Origin of the sequence: Sphingomonas astaxanthinifaciens DSM 22298, assembly GCF_000711715.1 — a bacterium.
GTDB lineage: Bacteria > Pseudomonadota > Alphaproteobacteria > Sphingomonadales > Sphingomonadaceae > Sphingomicrobium > Sphingomicrobium astaxanthinifaciens_A.
The window spans coordinates 2084321-2103761 of sequence record NZ_JONN01000001.1; the positions used below are offsets into that span (position 1 = coordinate 2084321).

The window sequence follows — 19441 nt, forward strand, 5'->3', positions numbered from 1 at the left end:
GGCGACAAGATCATCGCGAACGGATGGGGCCTATAGCGGAAAGTCGGCGGGAAGCAAGGGACCTAGGCCAGCACCGCATCGCCGACGAAGGGATTGCTCGCCCGTTCGCGCTCAAAACTGCTCATCGGGCCGTGGCCGGGAATGAAGATCGTCTCGCTGCCCAGCGGCCAGAGCTTGGTCCGGACCGAATCGAGCAGCGCCTGGTGGTCCGACAGCGGAAAGTCGGTGCGGCCGATCGATCCGGCGAACAGGACGTCGCCGACCAGCGCGAGGGCCGAGGGCGGATGGTGGAAGATGACGTGGCCCGGCGTGTGCCCGGGCGTGTGGTAGACGTCGAGGACGAGGTCACCCACCGTGACCTGCTCGCCGTCGGTCAGCCAGCGATTGGGCTCGAACGGCGAGGCGTCGATCCCATAGGCCGCGCCGTCGTCCGCCAGCCGGGCGATCCAGAAGAGGTCGTCGAGATGCGGACCCTCGATCGGCACCTTGAGCTCCGCCGCAAGCTGCCCCGCCTGCCCGCAATGGTCGATGTGGCCGTGGGTGAGGATGATCTTCTCGACCGTGACCCCGGCCTGCGCCACCGCGGCCTTGATCCGGGGCAGGTCGCCGCCCGGATCGCACAGCGCGGCCCGATTGGTCGCGGTGCACCACAGGAGGGTGCAGTTCTGCTGGAGCGGGGTCACCGGAATGACCGCCGCCTTGAGCGGGGGAACAGCGCTGTCGGTCACTTGAGCAGGGTCTGTTGCCAGAATTGCAGGGTCGACCAGAACAGATAGTCCTGGTTTTCCTTCTTGCCGAAGCCGTGGCCCTCGTTCTCGCCGACCATGTACCAGACGGGCGTGCCCTGCGCGCGGACCTTGGCGACCAGCTGGTCGGCCTCGGACTTGGGCACGCGCGGATCGTTGGCGCCCTGGACGACGAACAGCGGCTCCTTGATCTCGTTGATCCGGCGAAGCGGCGAGATCTCCTCGAGCTTGGCGCGCTGCGTGGGATCGCGCTCGTCGCCATACTCGACCCTGCGCAAGTCGCGGCGATAGCTTTGCGTATTCTCGAGGAAGGTCACGAAGTTGGAGATGGCGACGTTGCACAGCGCGCCCTTGAAGTCGGCGGCATAGCGGATCGCCGAGGCATAGCACATGTAACCGCCATAGCTTCCGCCGGTGACCGCCATGCGATTGGCGTCGATCGCCGGGTCGGCCTTCAGCGCGGTCAGGAAGGCGCCGATGTCCTTGACCGAATCCTCGCGCTTGAAGGGGCCGTTGTCGAGGCTGACGAAGCGCTTGCCGAAGCCGGTCGAGCCGCGGACGTTGGGCAGGAAGACCGCGATTCCGAGTTCGTTGATGAGATAATTGTCGCGGCCCATGAAGCCCGGGCGTTCCTGCCCCTCGGGCCCGCCGTGGATGTCGACGATGACCGGGCGCTTGCCGGGGAATTTTGCGGGGTCGGGGCGATAGAGGAAGCCCGAGACGCGCTCGCCGTCGAAGCTCTTCACCTCGAACAGCTGGGCTTCGGGATTGGCCGAGAAGTCGAGCCCGCCGGTCTCGCTCCTCGTCCAGCGGGTGAGCTTCGCGGTGGCCGGATTGTAGGACCAGGCGTCGGCCGTGCCCTTGGCCGAATTGAAGGTGAAGCCGAGCTCGCCCCACGGCGCCCATTCGATGCCGCCGGCAACCCCCACGGGCAGCGCCGCGACCCGGGTCGAGCGGCCGCTGGCGGTATCGAGGATGTAGAGGCGACTGATCCCGGCCTCGTTGGTCAGATAGGCGATCCGGCGGCCATCGTCGGAAATGTCGAACTCCTCGACGTCCCAGCGCCCGGCATTGGCGACGGGCGTGAAACGGCCGGTCGCGGGGTCGAGCGTGCCGAGGCGCTGGACGTCGCTGTCCTCGTCCGACAGCACCCACAATTTGCCGTTGGGGGCGAATTCCGCCCCGCCAATAGCGATGTCCTTCTTGAGATCGCCGATCGGGGTCAGCCGGCCGCTGGCGACGTCGAGCAGATAGGGGTCGCTATTGGTGACCTGCTGGTAGTTGAGCACCAGCGCACGGGCATTGCCGGGGGCGAAGGCCGCGATGCTCCAGCCGCCGCCCTTGACCTCGGCGACCCGGCGGTCGCTCGCGGGGTTGCGCGGATCGACGACATAGAGGTCGGTGTCGGTCCCGTTGCGGCGGGTGCTCGAATAGCCGAGCAGCTTGCCGTCCTTGCTCCAGGCGCCGCGCTCGTTCCGGCTCTTGCCGTCGGTGAGCAGGGTGAGGCGGCCGCCATCGAGGCGATAGAGCTGGAAGAATTCGTCGCCGCCGCGATCCTTCTGGACCGCGAGCACGTCGCCCGAGGGCGCCCAGCTGCCCGAGACGGGCTCGGCCTCGAAGCTGATCTGCTGGCGGTCCATCAGCGGCCCGGCGACGCGGTGCAGCTGGGGGACGTTGCCGAAGCGGGTGCGGATCAGCATCGAGCGATCGCGCTTGTTCCAGCCGGCAAAGGCCGCGCTGCGCAGCTCCTGATAGGGCCGGGTGCGGGCGGCGAGCGCGGCCGGGACCGGCGGGACCCCCTGAACCGTCAGCGCGGCGGGCTTGGGCACGGTGTCGGGGGCCTGCGCCGAAGCGACGCCGGCAAGGGCGGAGGTCGCGGCAAGCGCGAGGCTGAAACGGATGAGCATGGGCCGAGCCTATTGCGCCGCCGGCTTGACCTCAAGCGTGGCCATCGACGGGGGGATGTCCTTCATCGAACGGGCGGTCGCCTCGGCCCCGCGCAGCGCGCGCAGGATGTTGCCGCCGGCCAGCTTGGCGAGGTTGGCGTCGGACCAGCCGCGGCGGATCAGCTCGGCGAAGAGGAGCGGATAGGTCTCGACCCCCTCGAGCCCGGTCGGGGTGTAGGGAATGCCATCGAGATCGGCGCCGATCCCGACATGATCGTAGCCGGCGACCCGGACGACATGCTCGATATGGTCGGCCACTTCCCTGACTCCGGTCGCCGGGCGGGGGTGGGCTGCGTCCCAGGCCTTGAGGCCGGCGTCGACCGCGGCCTGGCTCGAACGGTGGATCGCCTTCAGCCGCGCTTCCTCGCCCGCGCGGTCGGCAGTCCACGTCCAGACGGGCTGGCTGATGAAGCCGGGCACCCAGTTCACCATCACCACACCGCCATTGGCGGGAAGCAGGCGAAGCACGTCGTCGGGGACGTTGCGCGGATGCCCGACCACGCCGGCGGCAGAGCTGTGCGAGAAGATGACGGGCGCCTTCGACAGGCCGATCGCTTGCCGCATGACGTCGGGCGAGACGTGGCTCAAGTCGACCAGCATGCCGAGCCGATTCATCTCGGCGACGACCTCGCGGCCGAACGGAGAGAGACCGTTCCACTTGGGCTGGTCGGTCGCACTGTCGGCCCATTCGGTGGTCTGATTGTGGGTCAGCGTCATGTAGCGCGCGCCGGCGTCGTAGAAGAGGCGCAGCGCGGCCAGGCTCCCGCCGATCTGCCGCCCGCCCTCGATCCCGATCAGGCTGGCGACCTTGCCGCTCTTGTGAATGCGGACGATGTCGTCGGCTGTCGAAGCAAAGGCGAGATCGTTGGGATAAGCGCGGACCAGGCGGTGGACGGTGTCGATCTGCTCGATCGTGTCGCGGATCGCCTCGTCACCGGTGATGGTGCCGTCGATATAGACCGACCAGAATTGTGCTCCGACCCGGCCTTGGCGAAGACGCGCCATGTCGGTCATCAGCGGGTTTGCACGCGCCGCCCCGCCGCTGGCGAGACCAGCGACATCGAGCTTGTAATTCTCGCGGAGCTGCTCTGGCAGGTCGTTGTGGCCGTCGATCAGCGGGGTCGCCTTGAGGATTCGGTCGATCCGCTTGGCGACGGCGGGATCGATGCCCTGGGCGCCGGCGGGGGCGGCGAGGAGGGCGGCGGCGAGGGCGATGGAAGCGGTGCGCATGAGCCCACTTTACGAAGCGGTTCGCGGGCAGGCAAACGGCAGCGTAATGACCACGCCTTTCCTCCTGTTCGACGATGCAAGGCCGGGCGGCCGCGCGCGCCGCTACGCCGATCCGGTCGGCGAGATCCGCGCGGACCGGATGGAGGAAGTGGTCCCGGCGCTCGAGCGGCTGCAGGCGGCGGTGCGCGGCGGGAAGCATGCGGCGGGCTATCTCGCCTATGAGGCGGGCTATGCGCTCGATCCGGCGCTGGCGGGAGCTGCGCGGCAGGGGCCGGGGCCGCTGCTCTGGTTCGGTCTGTTCGAGCGCTTCGAGGAGATCGCGGTGGAGCAGGTGCTGCCCGATCCGGCCGGCGCCTTCGCGTCGGCACCCGTACCGCGGATCTCGCGCTCCGACTATCTCGCCGCGGTCGCGCGGGTTCAGGAGCAGTTGCGCGCCGGTGACTATTATCAGGCGAACCTCACCTTCCCCTGCATCGTCAGGACCGCCGGCAGCCCGGCGGCGCTCTACGCGCGGTTGCGGGCGGCGTCGGGGGCGGGGTGGGGGGCGCTGATCCGGCATCCCGGCGGCTGGCTGGCGAGCCTCAGTCCCGAGCAGTTCTTCACCATCCGCGATCGGATGCTTGAGGCCAAGCCGATGAAGGGCACCGCCGGGCCGGAGGCGCAGGCGAGCGTGCTCACCGACGATCCCAAGAGCCGCGCCGAAAACCTCATGATCGTCGACCTCCTCCGGAACGACCTCGCGCGGGTGGCGGAGACGGGGAGCGTCGCGGTGCCCGAGCTGTTCGCGGTCGAGCGCTATCCCACCGTCAGCCAGATGGTCAGCCGGGTGACCGCGCGGCTGAAGGACGGGCTCGACGCGGTCGATGTCCTGCGTACCATCTTTCCCTGCGGATCGGTGACTGGCGCGCCCAAGGTCGCGGCGATGCTCGCGCTCAGCGAGCTCGAACCTTCCCCTCGCGGCGCCTATTGCGGAGCGGCCGGATGGATCGAGCCGGGCGGCGACGCGGCGTTCAGCGTGCTCATCCGGACGCTTGAATTCGAATGCGATGTCGACAAAGCGACTCTTGGCCTGGGGTCGGGGCTTGTGGTCGACTCCAAGGGCGGGGATGAGTGGGCCGAGTGCCTGTCCAAGGGAGCCTTCGTGACGCGTGATTTGCCCGCCATCGACCTCATCGAGACCATGCGGTTCGATCCGCACGAAGGGGTGGTGGAGCTCGACCGGCACCTCGACCGGCTGAAGAGTTCGGCCGAGGCCCTGGGCTTTCACTTCGACCGGCACGCGGCGCGCAACGAATTGCAGGCGGCGACCTTTGGCCGCAGGGTACCGGGTGCGGCGCGGCTGCTGCTGTCGCCGACGGGGATGATGGCGGTCGAAGTCCGCGCCTTGCCAACCCACCGGCGCGAGGAACTGCAGGTGAAGCTCGTGCCGCTGCCGGTCGCCGAAGAGGACTACCGGCTCCGCTTCAAGACCACCGACCGCGCCTTCTACGACGATGCGCGACTCGCCAGCGGGGTGGACGAGGTGGTGTTCGTGGACCGTGAAGGGAGGCTCACCGAAGGCAGCTTCACCTCGGTCTTCGTCGAGCGCGATGGCCGGCTCCTGACCCCGCCTTTGTCTCGCGGGCTGTTGCCCGGGGTGCTTCGCGACAAGCTCATCAGCGAAGGGCAGGCGGTCGAGCACGACCTCACCGAAGCCGACCTCGCCGGGGGCTTTGTTGTCGGCAACATGCTGCGCGGGCTGATGAAGGCGCGGCTCGCCTAGGCGGCGAGCGGAAAGCGCAGCAGGCGGTCCTTGACCGGGACCAGCGCCGCGGCGGGCGCGCCGACCTTCTTCATGATCTCGCGGTGACCGGCGTCGAGCCCGCCCGTCAGCGCCCCGAAGGCGGGGAAGATGAGCTTCGAACCGCTGGCGACGAAGCAGCGGCGGCTGACCGACTTGCCGCGCAGCTGGAGCCGCAGCTTGGGGTGGTAATGGCCCGACAATTCGGGCCGCGGATCGGCGGGATCGGCTTCGTGGCGAAGGACCAGGCCCTCGACCTCGACCTCTTCCCTCAGCACGCCGCCGCAATGGTCGGCGAAGCCGGGATCGTGATTGCCGAGGATCCAGGTCCAGTCGAGCCGGCCGGTCAGGGCGAGCAGCATCGCCCGGGCCGCTTCGGGCAGACGGTCGCAGCCATGCTTGTCGTGGAAACTGTCGCCGAGGCAGTAGAGCCGCTCCGCCCCGGTGCGATCGACCAATTCGGTCAGCGCCGCCAGCGTCGCCTGGCTATCGTAGGGCGGCAGGAACTGGCCGAGGCGCGCATACCAGCTCGCCTTCTCGAGATGGAGGTCGGCGACCAGCAACGCGCGCCGGGCCGGCCACCACAGGGCGCCCTGCGGATCGGCGAGAAAATCCTGTCCGGCGAACGAAAGGGGAACCATCAGAATCGCCAATGCCTTAGCGGGCGTCTCAATCCAAGGGGGAAATGACATGATCGCGCAGTGCCCGCGCGTCGTGCAGCGCGTTGTGCGGGACCTTGCTGTGCCGGTTGGCGGAGAAACCGGCGAGATTCATCAGCTGGAAGGTGAGGTGGGGCACGGTCACCATCTGGCCGGGCCCGGTCATCAGGACCCGGCAGAAATAGGCGATGTCGTCGGGCCAGTCGGCGACAATCTCGACGTGCGGCAGGCCCGACAGCCAGTCGGCCAGTTCGTGCGAGACCTGGCCGGCGGGCTGCGGGCGGCGCTTCAGATTGTCGGGGACCATGTCGAGGAAGGGCGCGACGTGCCGCTCGACCCAGTCGCACCAGGGCCGCGGCGTATCGAGGACGGCATAGAATTCCTCGCTGCCGTCTTCGGGGACCAGCGCGAGGCTGATCAGCGGACCGCCGAAGCCGTCGAACTCGCAATCGAGGAAATAGCGCATGGGGAGCGCTCTGGACGAGGAGCGGCGGCTGCGCCAGTCTCGCCGCATCTTTTGGTAACCTGAGGGGGCGAGTGATGCGATCGATCGGACTGGGCCTGGTGCTGGCACTGGCGGCGACAGGGGCAAATGCGCAGACTCCCGGACGCGAGGCGATGGCGAAGGTGATCGCCGGCCAGCACGACCAGAACGTCAAGTCGCTCCAGGACTGGATCGCGCTCCCCACCATCGCCGCCGAGAAGCGCAACGTCTCCGAGGGCGCCGCCTACATGCGCCAGCTCGCGCTGGACGCCGGCTTCCAGCAGGCGCGGATCGTCGAATCGGGCGGGGTCCCGGGCGTGTTCGCGACGCTCGACGCGGGCGCGCCGGTGACGCTCGGCGTCTATTTCATGTATGACGTCAAGCAGTTCGACCCCAAGGAATGGACCAGCCCGCCGCTCGCAGGCCAGCTCTATGACCGGCCGGGCGAGGGCCAGGCGATCCGCGGCCGCGGCGCGGTCAACCAGAAGGGGCCCGAGACCGCGTTCCTCGCGGCCTTGCGGGCCTTCAAGGCGAGCGGGCGCAAGCTTCCGGTCAACCTCGTGCTGGTGGCCGAGGGCGAGGAAGAGATCGCCAGCCCCAATTTCCCCCGCATCGTCGCCGACCCGCAAGTTGCCGCCGCGCTCCAGAAGACGGTCGGCGTGTTCATCCCCTCGGCCAGCCAGGACGAGAGCGGGCTCGGCGACATCCTGCTCGGCGCCAAGGGCGCGGTCGAGTTCCAGCTGATCGTCGGCGGGGAGACCAGCGACAAATATCCCAGGAAGGACGTCCACTCGAGCAACTATGCCCGGGTCGAGAGCCCGGCATGGCGGCTGGTCAAGGCGCTCGACACGCTCGTCGCCGACGACGGGCACACCCCCACCATCGATGGCTTCATGGACAATGTCGCGCCGCTCACCGCGCGCCAGAAGGAGCTGATCACCCAGCAGGTGAAGGCCTCGAACGAAGCCGAGGTGAAGAAGGGGCTGGGCATCGGCCGCTGGATCAACGACGAGGACTACCAGACCAGCTCGGAGCGCTTCCTCAGCCAGCCGACGGTCAACATCCAGGGCCTCGTCAGCGGCTACACCGGGGTCGGCGGCAAGACCGTGCTGCCCGGCCGGGCCGAGGCCAAGCTCGAGTTCCGGCTCGTCCCCAACATGACCAAGGACGAGGTCGTCACCAAGTTGAAGGCGCATCTGGCGAAGCGCGGGTTCGACGACGTGAAGGTGGTGGTGTCGGGCGGCTACGGCCCCAACCAGACCGACGAGAACAGCGCCTTCATCCAGGCCCAGAAGCGGGTGTTCGAGCGCAACAAGGTGCCCTTCACCATCACCCCGCGCAGCGCCGGCAGCTGGCCGGGCGTGGTCTTCAATGGTGCGCCGCTGAACCTGCCCACCGGCCAGTTCGGGATCGGCCGCGGCGAGGGCGCGCACGCGCCCGACGAATGGTTCATCGTCCGCTCGAGCAACCCCAGGGTCGCCGGGCTCGACGAAGCGGCGCTGTTCTTCGTCGACTATCTCTACGAAGTGGCGAAGCTCGGCCGGAAATAGCCCTCAGCGGGCCGGGCAGACGTCTTCGGGGCGGGCCCGGCCCTTGCGGCAGCGCTCCTCGAGCTCGCGGCGCTCACGGCCGAGCCGTTCCTCTTCCTTGCGCAGTTCGCGGCCGCGCTTCTCGTCGGCCTCGGACTGGCTGGTGATGGCAAGGTCGACGCCCTTGGACACGGCTTTCACCGGCAGGGTGACGACATTGACCGCGGTGCTGGCGACGGCGCAGCCGCCGATGGCGGTGGCGAGGAGGAGGACGGGCAGGAAGCGCATGGGGGGAGTGTAGCCCGCTCGACCTGAATGAACAGCGTCGTTCCTCAGTCCTCGCGCATCGCCAGTTCGGCGAGCACTTCCTCGGCTTCCATCAGCAGCGCGTCCTCGGCGCCCGATCCGGCGGGGAGCGCCTCGCGGCCGATGACGACCATCAGCGGCACCGCCATCGGGGTCACGCGGGGCAGGTCGACATGCACCATCTGCGCGGCGGCGCGCTCGACCAGCCGGGCAAGGCGGCCGAGCTCGGTCATCCGGGCGCGGGCATCGTCCCAGGCCGCGCGCATGAGCAGGTGCTCCGGCTCATATTTGCGCAGCACGTCGTAGATGAGGTCGGTCGAGAAGCTGACCTGCTTGCCGGTCTTGCGCTTGCCGGGGTGCTGGCGCTCGACCAGCCCGCCGATCACCGCCACCTCGCGGAAGGCGCGTTTCAACAGCATCGACTGCTCGACCCATTCGACGAACTCGTCCTCGAGGATGTCGGGGGAGAGCAGGGGCGCGGGGTCGGTGATCGGCTCGAGGCCGTAGACCGACAGCGCATAATCGTTGGCGACGAAGCCCAGGGGCTTCAGCCCCATCTTCTCCATCCGCTTGGTCACCAGCATGCCGAGGCTCTGGTGAGCGTTCCAGCCCTCGAAGCTGTAGATGACGAGGAAGTGGCGGCCTTCGTGGGGGAAGGTCTCGACCAGCAGCTCGTCGGGCTGCGGCAGCCGCGAGCGGCGCTGCTGCACCTCGAGCCACTCGCGCACGTCGGGGGGAAAGCGCGACCATTCGTCGGGATGTGCGAGAAAGCCTTTCACGCGGTCGGCGAGGTGCGTGCTCATGCTCATCCGCTGGCCACCGTAGGTGACCAGGCGCGCTTCCTTGGTCGCGGCGCGGACGATGATGTCGCTGTCCTTCATTCGCTCGACCTCGAGGCTGAGGCCGGCGAAAAAGATATGGTCGCCGATCGTGAGGGTCGAGGCAAAGCCTTCCTCGACCCGGCCGAGCATCCGCCCGTTCTTGAAGCGGACATCGAGCATCGGATTGTCGACGATGATCCCGGCGTTCATCCGGTGCTGGACCGCGACCGCGGGGCGGGTGATCCGCCAGTGGCCCGACCCTGCCGGTTCCTCGACCAGCCGGCGAAACTTGTCGTAGGCCCGAAGCGCGTAGCCACCGGTCGCGATATAGGCGAGCACGCGCTCGAAGACCTCGTCGGTCAGCCCGGCATAAGGCGCGGCCGAGCGGATCTCGGCCAGCAACGCTCCCTGCTCGAAGGGCGCGGCGCAGGCGCAGGCGAGGATGTGCTGGGCGAGCGTGTCGAGGGTGCCCGGCCGGAAGATTTCGGGGTCGAGCTCGCGCGCGTCGACCGCGTCCAGGGCCGCGCGGGCCTCGAGATATTCGAAGCGGTTGCCGGGCACGATCAGGCCTTGGCTCGGCTCGTCGAGGCGGTGGTTGGCGCGGCCGATCCGCTGCAGCAGGCGCGAGCTGCCCTTGGGCGCGCCCATCTGGATGACCAGCTCGACATCGCCCCAGTCGATCCCGAGGTCGAGCGAGCTGGTGCAGACCAGCGCGCGCAGCCGGCCCGCCGCCATCGCCGCCTCGACCTTGCGCCGCGCTTCGAGCGCAAGACTGCCGTGGTGGACCCCGATCGGCAGGCTCTGCTCGTTCACCTTCCACAGGTCCTGGAAGATGAGTTCGCACAGGCCGCGCGTGTTGCAGAAGACGAGCGTCGTCTTGTGCTGCTCGATCTGCGCCATGACCTGCCTGGCGGCATAGCGGCCCGAATGGCCCGACCAGGGGACGCGGTTTTCGGGGAGGAGGATGTCGAGCACCGGCTCTGCCCCGAGCTCGCCCAACACCACATCGACCTCGTCCATGTCCGCATCCGGCGCGAGCCAGCTGCGATAGGCGTCGGGGTCGGAGACGGTTGCGCTGAGGCCGACCCGGCGAAGGCCGGGGGCGATCCTCTGCAGCCGCGCCAGGGCGAGGGCGAGGAGGTCGCCGCGCTTGTCGCGGGCGAAAGCGTGGATCTCGTCGAGGACGATGGTCTTCAGCCCCGAGAACATCAGGAAGCTGTCTGGATAGGAGAGGAGTAGCGACAGGCTCTCTGGCGTGGTCAGCAGCACCTGCGGCGGCCTGGCGCGCTGGCGGGCCTTGCGGTCCGAGGGCGTGTCGCCGGTGCGGGTCTCGACCCGGATCGGCAGGCCCATCTCGCCGATCGGATCGAGGAGGTTGCGCTGGACGTCGACTGCCAGCGCCTTCAGCGGCGAGATGTAGAGCGTGTGCAGGCCCTCGGCCGGATTGTCCGCGAGCTCACAGATGGTCGGCAGGAACCCCGCCAGCGTCTTGCCCGCCCCCGTCCCCGCGACCAGCAGCGCGTGCCGCCCGGCGCGGGCGCGCTCGAGCATGTCGAGCTGGTGCCGGCGCGGCCGCCAGTCCCGGCGCTCGAACCAGTCGGCGACGACCGCGGGAAGGTCATGCTTGCTCAGAGGCCGCTGTTGCCGTCGCGCTCATGGGCGCGCTTTTCCTCGGCATAAAGTTCGCGGGTCGCGCGCTCGGTCACCTCCGGGGGAACGTCGCTCTTCCGGTTGCGGTTGAAGGCGTAGAACAGCACGCCGAGGAGCACGAAGGCCCCGACCAGCACCAGCCACCAATAATGAACGTCGCTACCTTCGGCCATGCTGCTTCACCTATCGTGTTTGTTAAGGCGGCGGAACCGCTCGCCCGTTCGCTAGCTATAAGCCCGCATGGCCCGCCTCGGTTCCTGGATCGAACCCCACCCTACCGGGATCTACGTGCGTCCCGCCGACGCCTGGGTCGACCCGTCGCAGCCGCAGGCGCGCGCGCTCGTCACCCACGGCCATGCCGACCATGCCCGCGGCGGGCACGGCACCGTCTGGGCGACGCCCGAGACATTGGCGATCATGGGCGTACGCTATGGCGAGCAGAACGGCTGCGAGGTCGCTTATGGCCAGAGCGTCACCGTCGGCGAAGTCGAGGTCACCTTCGTTCCCGCCGGGCACGTGCTTGGGTCGGCCCAGATCATCCTCGACTGGAAGGGCGAACGGGTAGTGGTCTCGGGCGACTACAAGCGCCGGCCGGACCCGACCTGCGAACCCTTCCTGCCGGTCAAGTGCGATATCTTCATCACCGAGGCGACCTTCGGGCTGCCGGTCTTCCACCATCCCGAGACGGGAAGCGAGATCGACAAGCTGCTCACCCGCCTCGCCGACAATCCCGATCGCTGCGTGCTGGTCGGCGCCTATGCGCTGGGCAAGGCGCAGCGGGTGATCGCCGAGGTCCGGCGGCGCGGCCACCATCAGCCCATCTACCTCCACGGCGCGCTCGAGCGATTGTGCACCCTCTACCAGGAGCAGGGAATCGACCTCGGCGAACTGCGGCTGGTCGCCGGCACCGAAAAGGCGGAGATGGCGGGCCATCTCGTCCTCTGCCCGCCGGGCGCGCTCAACGATCGCTGGAGCCGGCGGCTGCCCGACCCGATCACCTCGGCGGCGAGCGGTTGGATGCGGATCCGCCAGCGCGCGCGGCAGAAGAACGTCGAACTGCCGCTGATCATCTCGGACCATGCCGACTGGGGCGAACTCACCGACACCATCCTCGAGATCGCGCCGAAGGAAGTGTGGATCACCCACGGCCGCGAGGACGCGCTGATGCACTGGTGCATGACCCGCCAGATCAAGGCGCGCGAGCTGAACCTCGTCGGCTACGAGGACGACGACGAGGATTAGGCTCGCCGGCTCAGTGGGCCTGCTTCGGGCTTTCCATGATCTCGGTCAGCATGCCGCCCATGTCCTTCGGGTGCAGGAAGAAGATCGGCGTCCCGTGCGCGCCGATCCGGGTCGGCCCGAGGATGCGCGCGCCGAGCCTTTCGAAATGGGCGCGGGCGGTTTCGATGTCGGGGACCTCGAAACAGACGTGATGCTGCCCGCCCTGCGGGTTCTTCTCGAGGAACCTGGCAATCGGGCTGTCGGGACCGAGCGGCTCGATCAGCTCGATCTGGCTGTTGGGCGCGTCGACGAAGCATACCTTCACCCCCTGCGCGGGGAGGTCGAAGGCGGGCGACGATGGCTCGGCACCGAACAGGCGGCGGTACATGGCGAGGCTCTGCTCGATCGACGGGGTGGCGACCCCGACATGGTTCAGACGTCCGAGTTTCATTGCGCGATACCTACCAATAACATTCCGAAGGCTGTCAGCCCGGCGGCCAACCACGGCACAGCCCGAAGCAGCATCAGTTCATGTGCGAAGCGAACCGGATCATCCGACCGAAGAATGGTCTGCTCGCCGAAAAGCCCGCGGACATGGAAGCGAAGCTCCCCGCTAGCGTCGGCCTTCGCGGCAGCGTCGTGCGCACGAAGCGCAATGAGGGCGAGACAGGCAATGCCGCCGAGGACGATTCCGATGAGGGCTGTCACAGCGGGATGTTGTCGTGCTTCTTCCACGGGTTTTCGAGCTGCTTGTCGCGCAGCTTGCGGAGGCCCAGTGCGACTTTGCGGCGGGTTTCGCGCGGCTGGATGACGTCGTCGATGAAGCCCATGCTCGCCGCTACGAACGGGTTGGCGAAGCGCTCTTCATATTCCTTGGTGCGCTGGGCGATGGCGTCCGCGTCGCCGATGTCCTTGCGGAAGATGATCTCGACCGCGCCCTTGGCCCCCATCACCGCGATTTCGGCGGTCGGCCAAGCGTAGTTCAAGTCCCCGCGCAAGTGCTTGGACGCCATGACGTCATAGGCCCCGCCATAGGCCTTGCGGGTGATGACGGTGATCTTGGGCACGGTCGCCTCGGCATAAGCGAAGAGCAGTTTCGCACCGTGCTTGATGATGCCGTTATGCTCCTGGCCCACGCCGGGCAGGAAGCCCGGCACGTCGACGAAAGTCAGTAGCGGAATCTCGAAGGCGTCGCAAAAGCGGACGAAGCGCGCGGCTTTCTTTGACGAATTGATGTCGAGCACCCCCGCCAGCACCATCGGCTGGTTGGCGACGACCCCGACCGTGCGGCCCTCGATCCGGCAGAAGCCGATGATGATGTTGCCGGCGTGGGCGGGCTGGAGCTCGAAGAAGTCGCCCTCGTCGGCGACCTTCCGGATCAGCTCGTGCATGTCGTAGGGCTGGTTTGCGCTGGGCGGGATCAGCGTATCGAGGCTGTCCTCGGTCCGGTCCCACGCATCCTCGGTCGGGCGCTCGGGGACGGGCACCCGGTTCGACAGCGGAAGGAAGTCGAAGAACTCGCGTGCGCCCAGCAGCGCGTCGATGTCGTTCTCGAAGGCGAGGTCGGCGACGCTGCTCTTGGTCGTGTGGGTGATCGCGCCGCCCAGTTCCTCCTGGGTGACGACCTCGTTGGTGACGGTCTTCACCACGTCGGGGCCGGTGACGAACATGTAGCTCGAATCCTTCACCATGAAGATGAAGTCGGTCATCGCGGGCGAATAGACCGCGCCGCCCGCGCAGGGACCCATGATCAGGGAAAGCTGCGGCACGACGCCGCTGGCGAGCACGTTCCTTTGGAACACCTCGGCATAGCCCGCGAGGCTGGCGACGCCTTCCTGGATGCGCGCGCCGCCGCTGTCATTGAGCCCGATGACCGGCGCGCCGACCTTCATCGCCGCGTCCATGATCTTGCAGATCTTCTGCGCATGGCGCTCGGAGAGCGAGCCGCCGAACACGGTGAAGTCCTGCGCGAAGACATAGACCAGCCGGCCGTTGATCGTGCCCGAGCCGGTCACGACGCCGTCGCCCGGAAAGCGCTGCTCGGCCATGCCGAACTCGGTCGCATTATGTTCGACGAAAGCGTCGACTTCCTCGAAGCTGCCCTCGTCGAGCAGCACGGCGAGCCGCTCGCGCGCGGTCAGGCGGCCCTTGGCATGCTGGGCGTCGATGCGCTTGCTGCCCCCGCCCATCCGGGCGGCGTCGCGGCGGCGTTCGAGTTCGGCGATGGTGCTGCTCATGGGGTTCGCCTTTCGCGCCGCCCCGTCGGCGCGTCAACTCGCCGCCAATCCGCGAGGGTGAGATCATAACATAAGTTACAGGGCCGGAACCATCGCTTCGGGCGAACCGTTGAGCGTCATGAACTGCGGGGTGGGAGGAGATTTGCCAGCCCGCGGCCTCACCTGTGCCGGCGCGCCCGCCTGTGGCTGCGGACAAGCTCGGCACCCGTTGTCTGTCTGATTCAATTACTCTTTCGAGAGAGGTTCACCACGCATGTTCGAGAAAGTCGGCGTTCACGACCAGGGTCATCCCAATGCTCCGTCGTCCTCGAACAAGCCAACCACCCTTTTGTGCTTCTCGCACCTTCGCTGGGACTTCGTGTTCCAGCGCCCGCAGCACCTGATGTGCCGCTTCGCCAAGGACATGCCGGTGACGGTGTGGGAAGAGCCGGTCCCGGCCGCGGCGGGAGAAGGGCCTTCGCTCGACATCCGCGCGGCGAAGGATTGCGAGGGCGTCACGATCGTCACGCCGCATCTCCCCGAGGGCCTCGAAGTCGACGCGCAGCGCACCGTCTTGAAGGGCCTGCTCGACAATTATGCCGCGACGCTCGAGGGGCGGCTGATCCGCTGGTATTACACCCCGATGATGCTGCCGTTCTCGCGGCATCTCGACTCGGTCGCAACCGTCTATGACTGCATGGACGAGCTGTCGGCCTTCCGCTTCGCCCCGGCCGAGCTGCTCGATCTCGAGCGCGAACTGCTCGACGCGGCCGACGTCGTCTTCACCGGCGGCTATTCGCTCTACGAGGCGAAGAAGAAGCGGCACGGCAACGTCCATCCCTTCCCCTCGTCGGTCGACCGCGCGCATTTCGGCGCCGCCCGCGCCGGCATCGCCGACCCCGCCGACCAGGCCGGGATCGCCCGCCCGCGCTTCGGCTTCTACGGCGTGATCGACGAGCGGCTCGACATCGAGCTGCTCGACAAGGTCGCCGAGGCCCGTCCCGACTGGCAGCTCATCATGGTCGGCCCGGTGGTGAAGATCAGCCACGACGACCTGCCCAAGCGGCCCAACATCCATTATCTCGGCGGCAAGACCTACGACGAGCTCCCGGCCTATCTCGGCAACTGGGACGTGGCGATGATGCCCTTCGCCATCAACGACGCGACGCGCTTCATCTCGCCGACCAAGACCCCCGAATATCTCGCCGCCGCCAAGCCGGTGGTCTCGACCCCGATCCGCGACGTCAAGCGCCATTACGAGAAGCTCTCGGGCGTGATGATCGCCGGGACGGCCGAGCAATTCGTCGAGGCCTGCGAGCGCGCGCTGTCGCTCACCCGCGGCGACAATGAGTGGCTGGCCGAGGTCGACCTCGCGCTCGCCGACATGAGCTGGGACACCACCCAGGCGCGCATGGCGGCACTGCTCGCCGAGGTGACCGAGCAGGGCCAGAAGATCGAGCGCCCGGCCTTCGGCCAGGGCCACTACACCCACAGCAGGAACCGCAAGTACGACTATCTGGTGGTCGGCTGTGGCTTCGCCGGTTCGGTCCTCGCCGAGCGTCTCGCCAGCCAGCATGGCGCCCGCGTGCTGATGATCGACAAGCGCGATCACGTCGGCGGCAACGCCTATGACGAATATGACAAGAACGGCATCCTCTACCACAAGTACGGGCCGCACATCTTCCACGCGAACTCGGACGAGATCGTCAGCTATCTCTCGCAGTTCACCCAGTGGCGTCCCTACGAGCACCGGGTGCTGGCCAGCGTCCGCGACCAGTTGGTGCCGATTCCGATCAATCGCACCACGCTCAACAAGCTGTTCGACGCCAACCTCACCACCGACGAAGAGGCCGCCGCCTTCCTCGCCGCGCGGGCCGAGCCGGTGGCCGACATCCGCACCAGCGAGGACGTGGTCGTCAACGCCGTCGGTCGCGAGCTCTACGAGCTCTTCTTCCAGGGCTATACCCGCAAGCAGTGGGGCCTCGACCCGAGCGAGCTCGACAAGCTGGTGACGGCGCGGATCCCGACCCGGACCAACACCGACGACCGCTATTTCACCGACACCCACCAGATCATGCCGCTCGAGGGCTATACCCGGATGTTCGAGCGGATGCTCGACCACCCGCTGATCGACAAGTCGCTCGGCACCGACTTCCGCGAGGTGCGCAACGACATCGACGCGGCGCACATCATCTACACCGGCCCGATCGACGAATATTTCGACTGGAAGTTCGGCAAGCTGCCCTACCGGTCCTTGCGCTTCGTCCACTCGACGATCGACAAGGAGTGGTTCCAGGAAGTGGGAACGGTCAACTATCCCTCGACCGACATCCCCTACACCCGGATCAGCGAATACAAGCACCTCACCGGGCAGGAGCATCCGCAGACCTCGATCACGCTCGAATATCCGAGCGCCGAGGGCGATCCTTATTATCCGATCCCCCGGCCCGAGAACCAGGCCCTGTTCAAGCGCTACGAGGCGCTGGCGGACTCGACCCCCGGCGTGACCTTCGTCGGCCGGCTGGCGACCTACCGCTATTACAACATGGACCAGATCGTCGGGCAGGCGCTCGCGACCTTCCGGCGGATGGACGAGGCCCGCGCGCGTATCGGTGCGAGTAGCCAGGAACTGCGCCTGGCCATCTAGGCCGGGTGCAGCGCCTCTCGATGGCCAGGCCCATTTCTCCGCTTGAGCTGTGGGGCGGAGTCGAATGCTCGGTCGTGCGCGTGCACGACCAGCATCGCGACCAGCTGGTCGAAACGGGTCACCAGACGCGCCTGTCGGACATCGACGCGCTCGCCGACCTCGGCATTCGCGCGGTCCGCTACCCGATCCTGTGGGAGAAAGTGGCGGCGGCGGGTGCCGGCACGCTCGACTTCGCCTGGCACGACGAGCGGCTCCGCCGGCTGCGGGATCGCGGGGTCGAGGTCATCGCGGGCCTCCTCCATCACGGCACCGGCCCGGAGGGGGTCGAGCTCACCGATCCCGACTTTCCCGAGAAGTTCGCCGCCTTCGCCGGCGAGGTCGCCCGGCGCTACCCGTGGATCACCCGCTGGACCCCGGTCAACGAGCCCTTCACCACCGCCCGCTTCTCCTATCTGTACGGCATCTGGCATCCGCACCGCACCAGCTTCGACGAGGCGCTGCGGGTGCTGGTCGCCGAGATCGAGGCGACCGCGCTCGCCATGGCGGCGATCCGGGCGATCAATCCCGCCGCTCTGCTGGTCGCGACCGAGGACCTCGGCAAGACCTTCTCGACCGCCGAGCTCGCCTATCAGGCGGCCCATGAGAACCACCGCCGCTGGCTGACCTTCGATTTGATGACCGGACGGGTCGGTCCGAAGCACCCGTTTTACAACTGGCTGGTCAAGGCGGGAGTCGCGCCCGAGCGGCTGGCCGCGCTGCGTGAGGGCGGCGCGCGGCCCGACCTGCTGGCGATCGACCATTATCTAACCAGCGAGCGCTATCTCGACCACCGGATTGAGAAATATCCCGGCGTCGAACCCGGGGACAATGGCCGGCACCGCTATGTCGACGTCGAGGCGGTGCGGGTCCCGCATCTTCGGTCCCGGCTGGGTCCAAAACGCCGCCTGATGGAGGCGTGGCGCCGCTACCGCCTGCCGATGGTGGTCGGCGAGGTCCATCACGGCTGCAGCCGCGAGGAGCAGACCCGCTGGCTGGCGCAGGTCTGGCGCGAGACCGAGGAGGCGCGGGCCGAGGGGGCCGACGTTCGGGCGATCACCCTCTGGGCGTTGTTCGGCGCGGTCGACTGGCGTTCGCTCATGACCCGCCGCGAGGGCAACTACGACACCGGGGCCTTCGAGACCCGCGGGCCCGAGGCGCGGCCGACGCTCGTCGCCAAGGCTGCCGCGACCCTCGCCGAGACCGGCCATTTCGACCATCCGGCGCTCGACGGCGCCCCCTGGTGGCGGCGGCCGGGCCGGGTCTATCGTCCGGGCGCAGGACTAAGGGAGGGCCCCATTGCCGGGCGTCCCCTGCTCGTGACCGGTCGCGGCGGAACGCTTGGGCAGGCCTTCGCGCGCCTCTGTCATCATCGCGGCCTCGCGCATGTCCTGACCGACCGCCGCCGCCTCGACATCACCGATGCCACGCAGATCGAGCAGGTCCTCGACGCGGTCGCGCCCTGGGCGCTCATCAACACCGCCGGCTTCGTCCGCGTCCCCGAGGCCGAGCAACAGCCCGAGGATTGCTTCCGGATCAACGCCACCGGCCCCGAGCTGCTCGCCGCGGCCTGCCGCCGGCGGGGCATCCCCTTCGTGACCTTCTCGTCGGACCTCGTGTTCGACGGCCAGCTCGGCCGGGCCTATGTCGAGCCCGATCCGACCAGCCCCGCGACGGTCTACGGCCACAGCAAGGCGGCGGCCGAGGAGCGGGTGCTGGCACTCGACCCGGAGGCGCTGATCGTCCGCACCAGCGCCTTTTTCGGGCCGTGGGATCGCGCCAATTTCCTCGCCACCACGCTCGCCAGCCTCCACCGCGGCGAGGAAGTGGCGGCGAGCGACAACGCCTTTGTCACCCCGACCTACGTTCCCGACCTCGTCCATGCGACGCTCGACCTGCTGCTCGATGGCGAGCACGGACTGTGGCACCTCGCCAATGCCGGCAGCATCAGCTGGCACGGCCTCGCCCGCGAGATCGCCGACCGGCGGGGAATTGCGGCGCGGCGGATCGTCGACAGTGGGGGACCCCGGACCGACACGAGCCTCGCGACCAGCCGCGGCCAGATCCTCCGCCCGCTCGACCATGCCCTCGACGATTATGTCCGCTTCGCCGAGGCGGTGCTAGGCTGAGCCGCGTTGGACCCGCCGGGCGGCTCGTGCTTTGAACGAGC

General features: G+C 68.1%; 16 protein-coding genes. 5 read left to right on the forward strand and 11 right to left on the reverse strand.

Going from position 1 to position 19441, the window contains the following annotated elements:
• Positions 1-62: 62 nt before the first annotated feature.
• Genes BS69_RS0110720 through BS69_RS0110730 form a run of 3 tightly spaced genes read right to left on the reverse strand, consistent with a single transcriptional unit; the run spans position 63 to position 3922 of the window.
• The gene (locus BS69_RS0110720; RefSeq protein WP_029941942.1) at positions 63-728 is read right to left on the reverse strand and encodes an MBL fold metallo-hydrolase; all 666 of its coding nucleotides are present in this window, start codon (positions 726-728) and stop codon (positions 63-65) included.
• Positions 725-2653: a S9 family peptidase gene (locus BS69_RS0110725; protein WP_029941943.1), complete on the reverse strand. Its 1929-nt coding sequence runs from the start codon at positions 2651-2653 to the stop codon at positions 725-727. Before BS69_RS0110725 ends, BS69_RS0110720 begins: the two co-directional genes overlap by 4 nt.
• A 9-nt stretch (positions 2654-2662) precedes the next feature.
• Positions 2663-3922: a dipeptidase gene (locus BS69_RS0110730; RefSeq protein ID WP_029941944.1), complete on the reverse strand. Its 1260-nt coding sequence runs from the start codon at positions 3920-3922 to the stop codon at positions 2663-2665.
• A gap of 46 nt (positions 3923-3968) precedes the next feature.
• On the opposite strand from BS69_RS0110730, the gene pabB reads away from it, so the two are divergent.
• The gene (pabB, locus tag BS69_RS0110735; RefSeq protein WP_029941945.1) at positions 3969-5684 is read left to right on the forward strand and encodes an aminodeoxychorismate synthase component I; all 1716 of its coding nucleotides are present in this window, start codon (positions 3969-3971) and stop codon (positions 5682-5684) included.
• On the opposite strand, the gene pdeM is transcribed toward pabB, so the two are convergent.
• Positions 5681-6343, reverse strand: coding sequence for a ligase-associated DNA damage response endonuclease PdeM (gene pdeM, locus BS69_RS0110740; RefSeq protein WP_029941946.1), 663 nt, complete (start codon positions 6341-6343; stop codon positions 5681-5683). The two genes, pabB and pdeM, sit on opposite strands and share 4 nt — an antisense overlap.
• Before the next feature lie 28 nt (positions 6344-6371).
• Positions 6372-6827, reverse strand: a complete 456-nt coding sequence (locus BS69_RS0110745) for a 3'-5' exoribonuclease (protein WP_029941947.1) — start codon at positions 6825-6827, stop codon at positions 6372-6374.
• A gap of 74 nt (positions 6828-6901) precedes the next feature.
• On the opposite strand from BS69_RS0110745, the gene BS69_RS0110750 reads away from it, so the two are divergent.
• Entirely contained in the window at positions 6902-8395 is a 1494-nt protein-coding gene (locus BS69_RS0110750) for a M20/M25/M40 family metallo-hydrolase (RefSeq protein WP_037504485.1), read from the forward strand.
• A gap of 3 nt (positions 8396-8398) precedes the next feature.
• On the opposite strand, the gene BS69_RS0110755 is transcribed toward BS69_RS0110750, so the two are convergent.
• The 3 genes from BS69_RS0110755 to BS69_RS0110765 are packed head-to-tail and all read right to left on the reverse strand — an operon-like array spanning position 8399 to position 11324.
• The gene (locus tag BS69_RS0110755) at positions 8399-8662 is read right to left on the reverse strand and encodes a hypothetical protein (RefSeq protein ID WP_029941949.1); all 264 of its coding nucleotides are present in this window, start codon (positions 8660-8662) and stop codon (positions 8399-8401) included.
• Between the two features lie 44 nt (positions 8663-8706).
• Positions 8707-11133, reverse strand: coding sequence for a ligase-associated DNA damage response DEXH box helicase (locus BS69_RS0110760; RefSeq protein WP_029941950.1), 2427 nt, complete (start codon positions 11131-11133; stop codon positions 8707-8709).
• On the reverse strand, positions 11130-11324 hold the full coding sequence (locus BS69_RS0110765) for a hypothetical protein (protein ID WP_029941951.1): 195 nt from the start codon (positions 11322-11324) through the stop codon (positions 11130-11132). Before BS69_RS0110765 ends, BS69_RS0110760 begins: the two co-directional genes overlap by 4 nt.
• Before the next feature lie 67 nt (positions 11325-11391).
• On the opposite strand from BS69_RS0110765, the gene BS69_RS0110770 reads away from it, so the two are divergent.
• A complete protein-coding gene (locus BS69_RS0110770) occupies positions 11392-12393 on the forward strand; it encodes a ligase-associated DNA damage response exonuclease (protein ID WP_029941952.1) in 1002 nt (333 codons plus the stop codon).
• 10 nt (positions 12394-12403) lie between these two features.
• On the opposite strand, the gene mce is transcribed toward BS69_RS0110770, so the two are convergent.
• Genes mce through BS69_RS0110785 form a run of 3 tightly spaced genes read right to left on the reverse strand, consistent with a single transcriptional unit; the run spans position 12404 to position 14609 of the window.
• Positions 12404-12823, reverse strand: coding sequence for a methylmalonyl-CoA epimerase (gene mce / locus BS69_RS0110775; RefSeq protein WP_029941953.1), 420 nt, complete (start codon positions 12821-12823; stop codon positions 12404-12406).
• Entirely contained in the window at positions 12820-13080 is a 261-nt protein-coding gene (locus BS69_RS0110780; RefSeq protein ID WP_029941954.1) for a hypothetical protein, read from the reverse strand. The genes mce and BS69_RS0110780 overlap by 4 nt, the downstream gene beginning before the upstream one ends.
• Positions 13077-14609 (reverse strand): acyl-CoA carboxylase subunit beta, encoded by a 1533-nt coding sequence (locus BS69_RS0110785; RefSeq protein WP_029941955.1) that lies wholly within the window; start codon positions 14607-14609, stop codon positions 13077-13079. Before BS69_RS0110785 ends, BS69_RS0110780 begins: the two co-directional genes overlap by 4 nt.
• 253 nt (positions 14610-14862) lie before the next feature.
• On the opposite strand from BS69_RS0110785, the gene glf reads away from it, so the two are divergent.
• The gene (glf, locus tag BS69_RS0110790) at positions 14863-17235 is read left to right on the forward strand and encodes a UDP-galactopyranose mutase (RefSeq protein WP_051676706.1); all 2373 of its coding nucleotides are present in this window, start codon (positions 14863-14865) and stop codon (positions 17233-17235) included.
• Between the two features lie 80 nt (positions 17236-17315).
• Positions 17316-19400 carry a family 1 glycosylhydrolase gene (locus BS69_RS0110795; protein ID WP_211248112.1) on the forward strand — a complete coding sequence of 695 codons (2085 nt, stop codon included), beginning with the start codon at positions 17316-17318 and terminating at the stop codon, positions 19398-19400.
• The last annotated feature ends 41 nt before the right edge of the window (positions 19401-19441 follow it).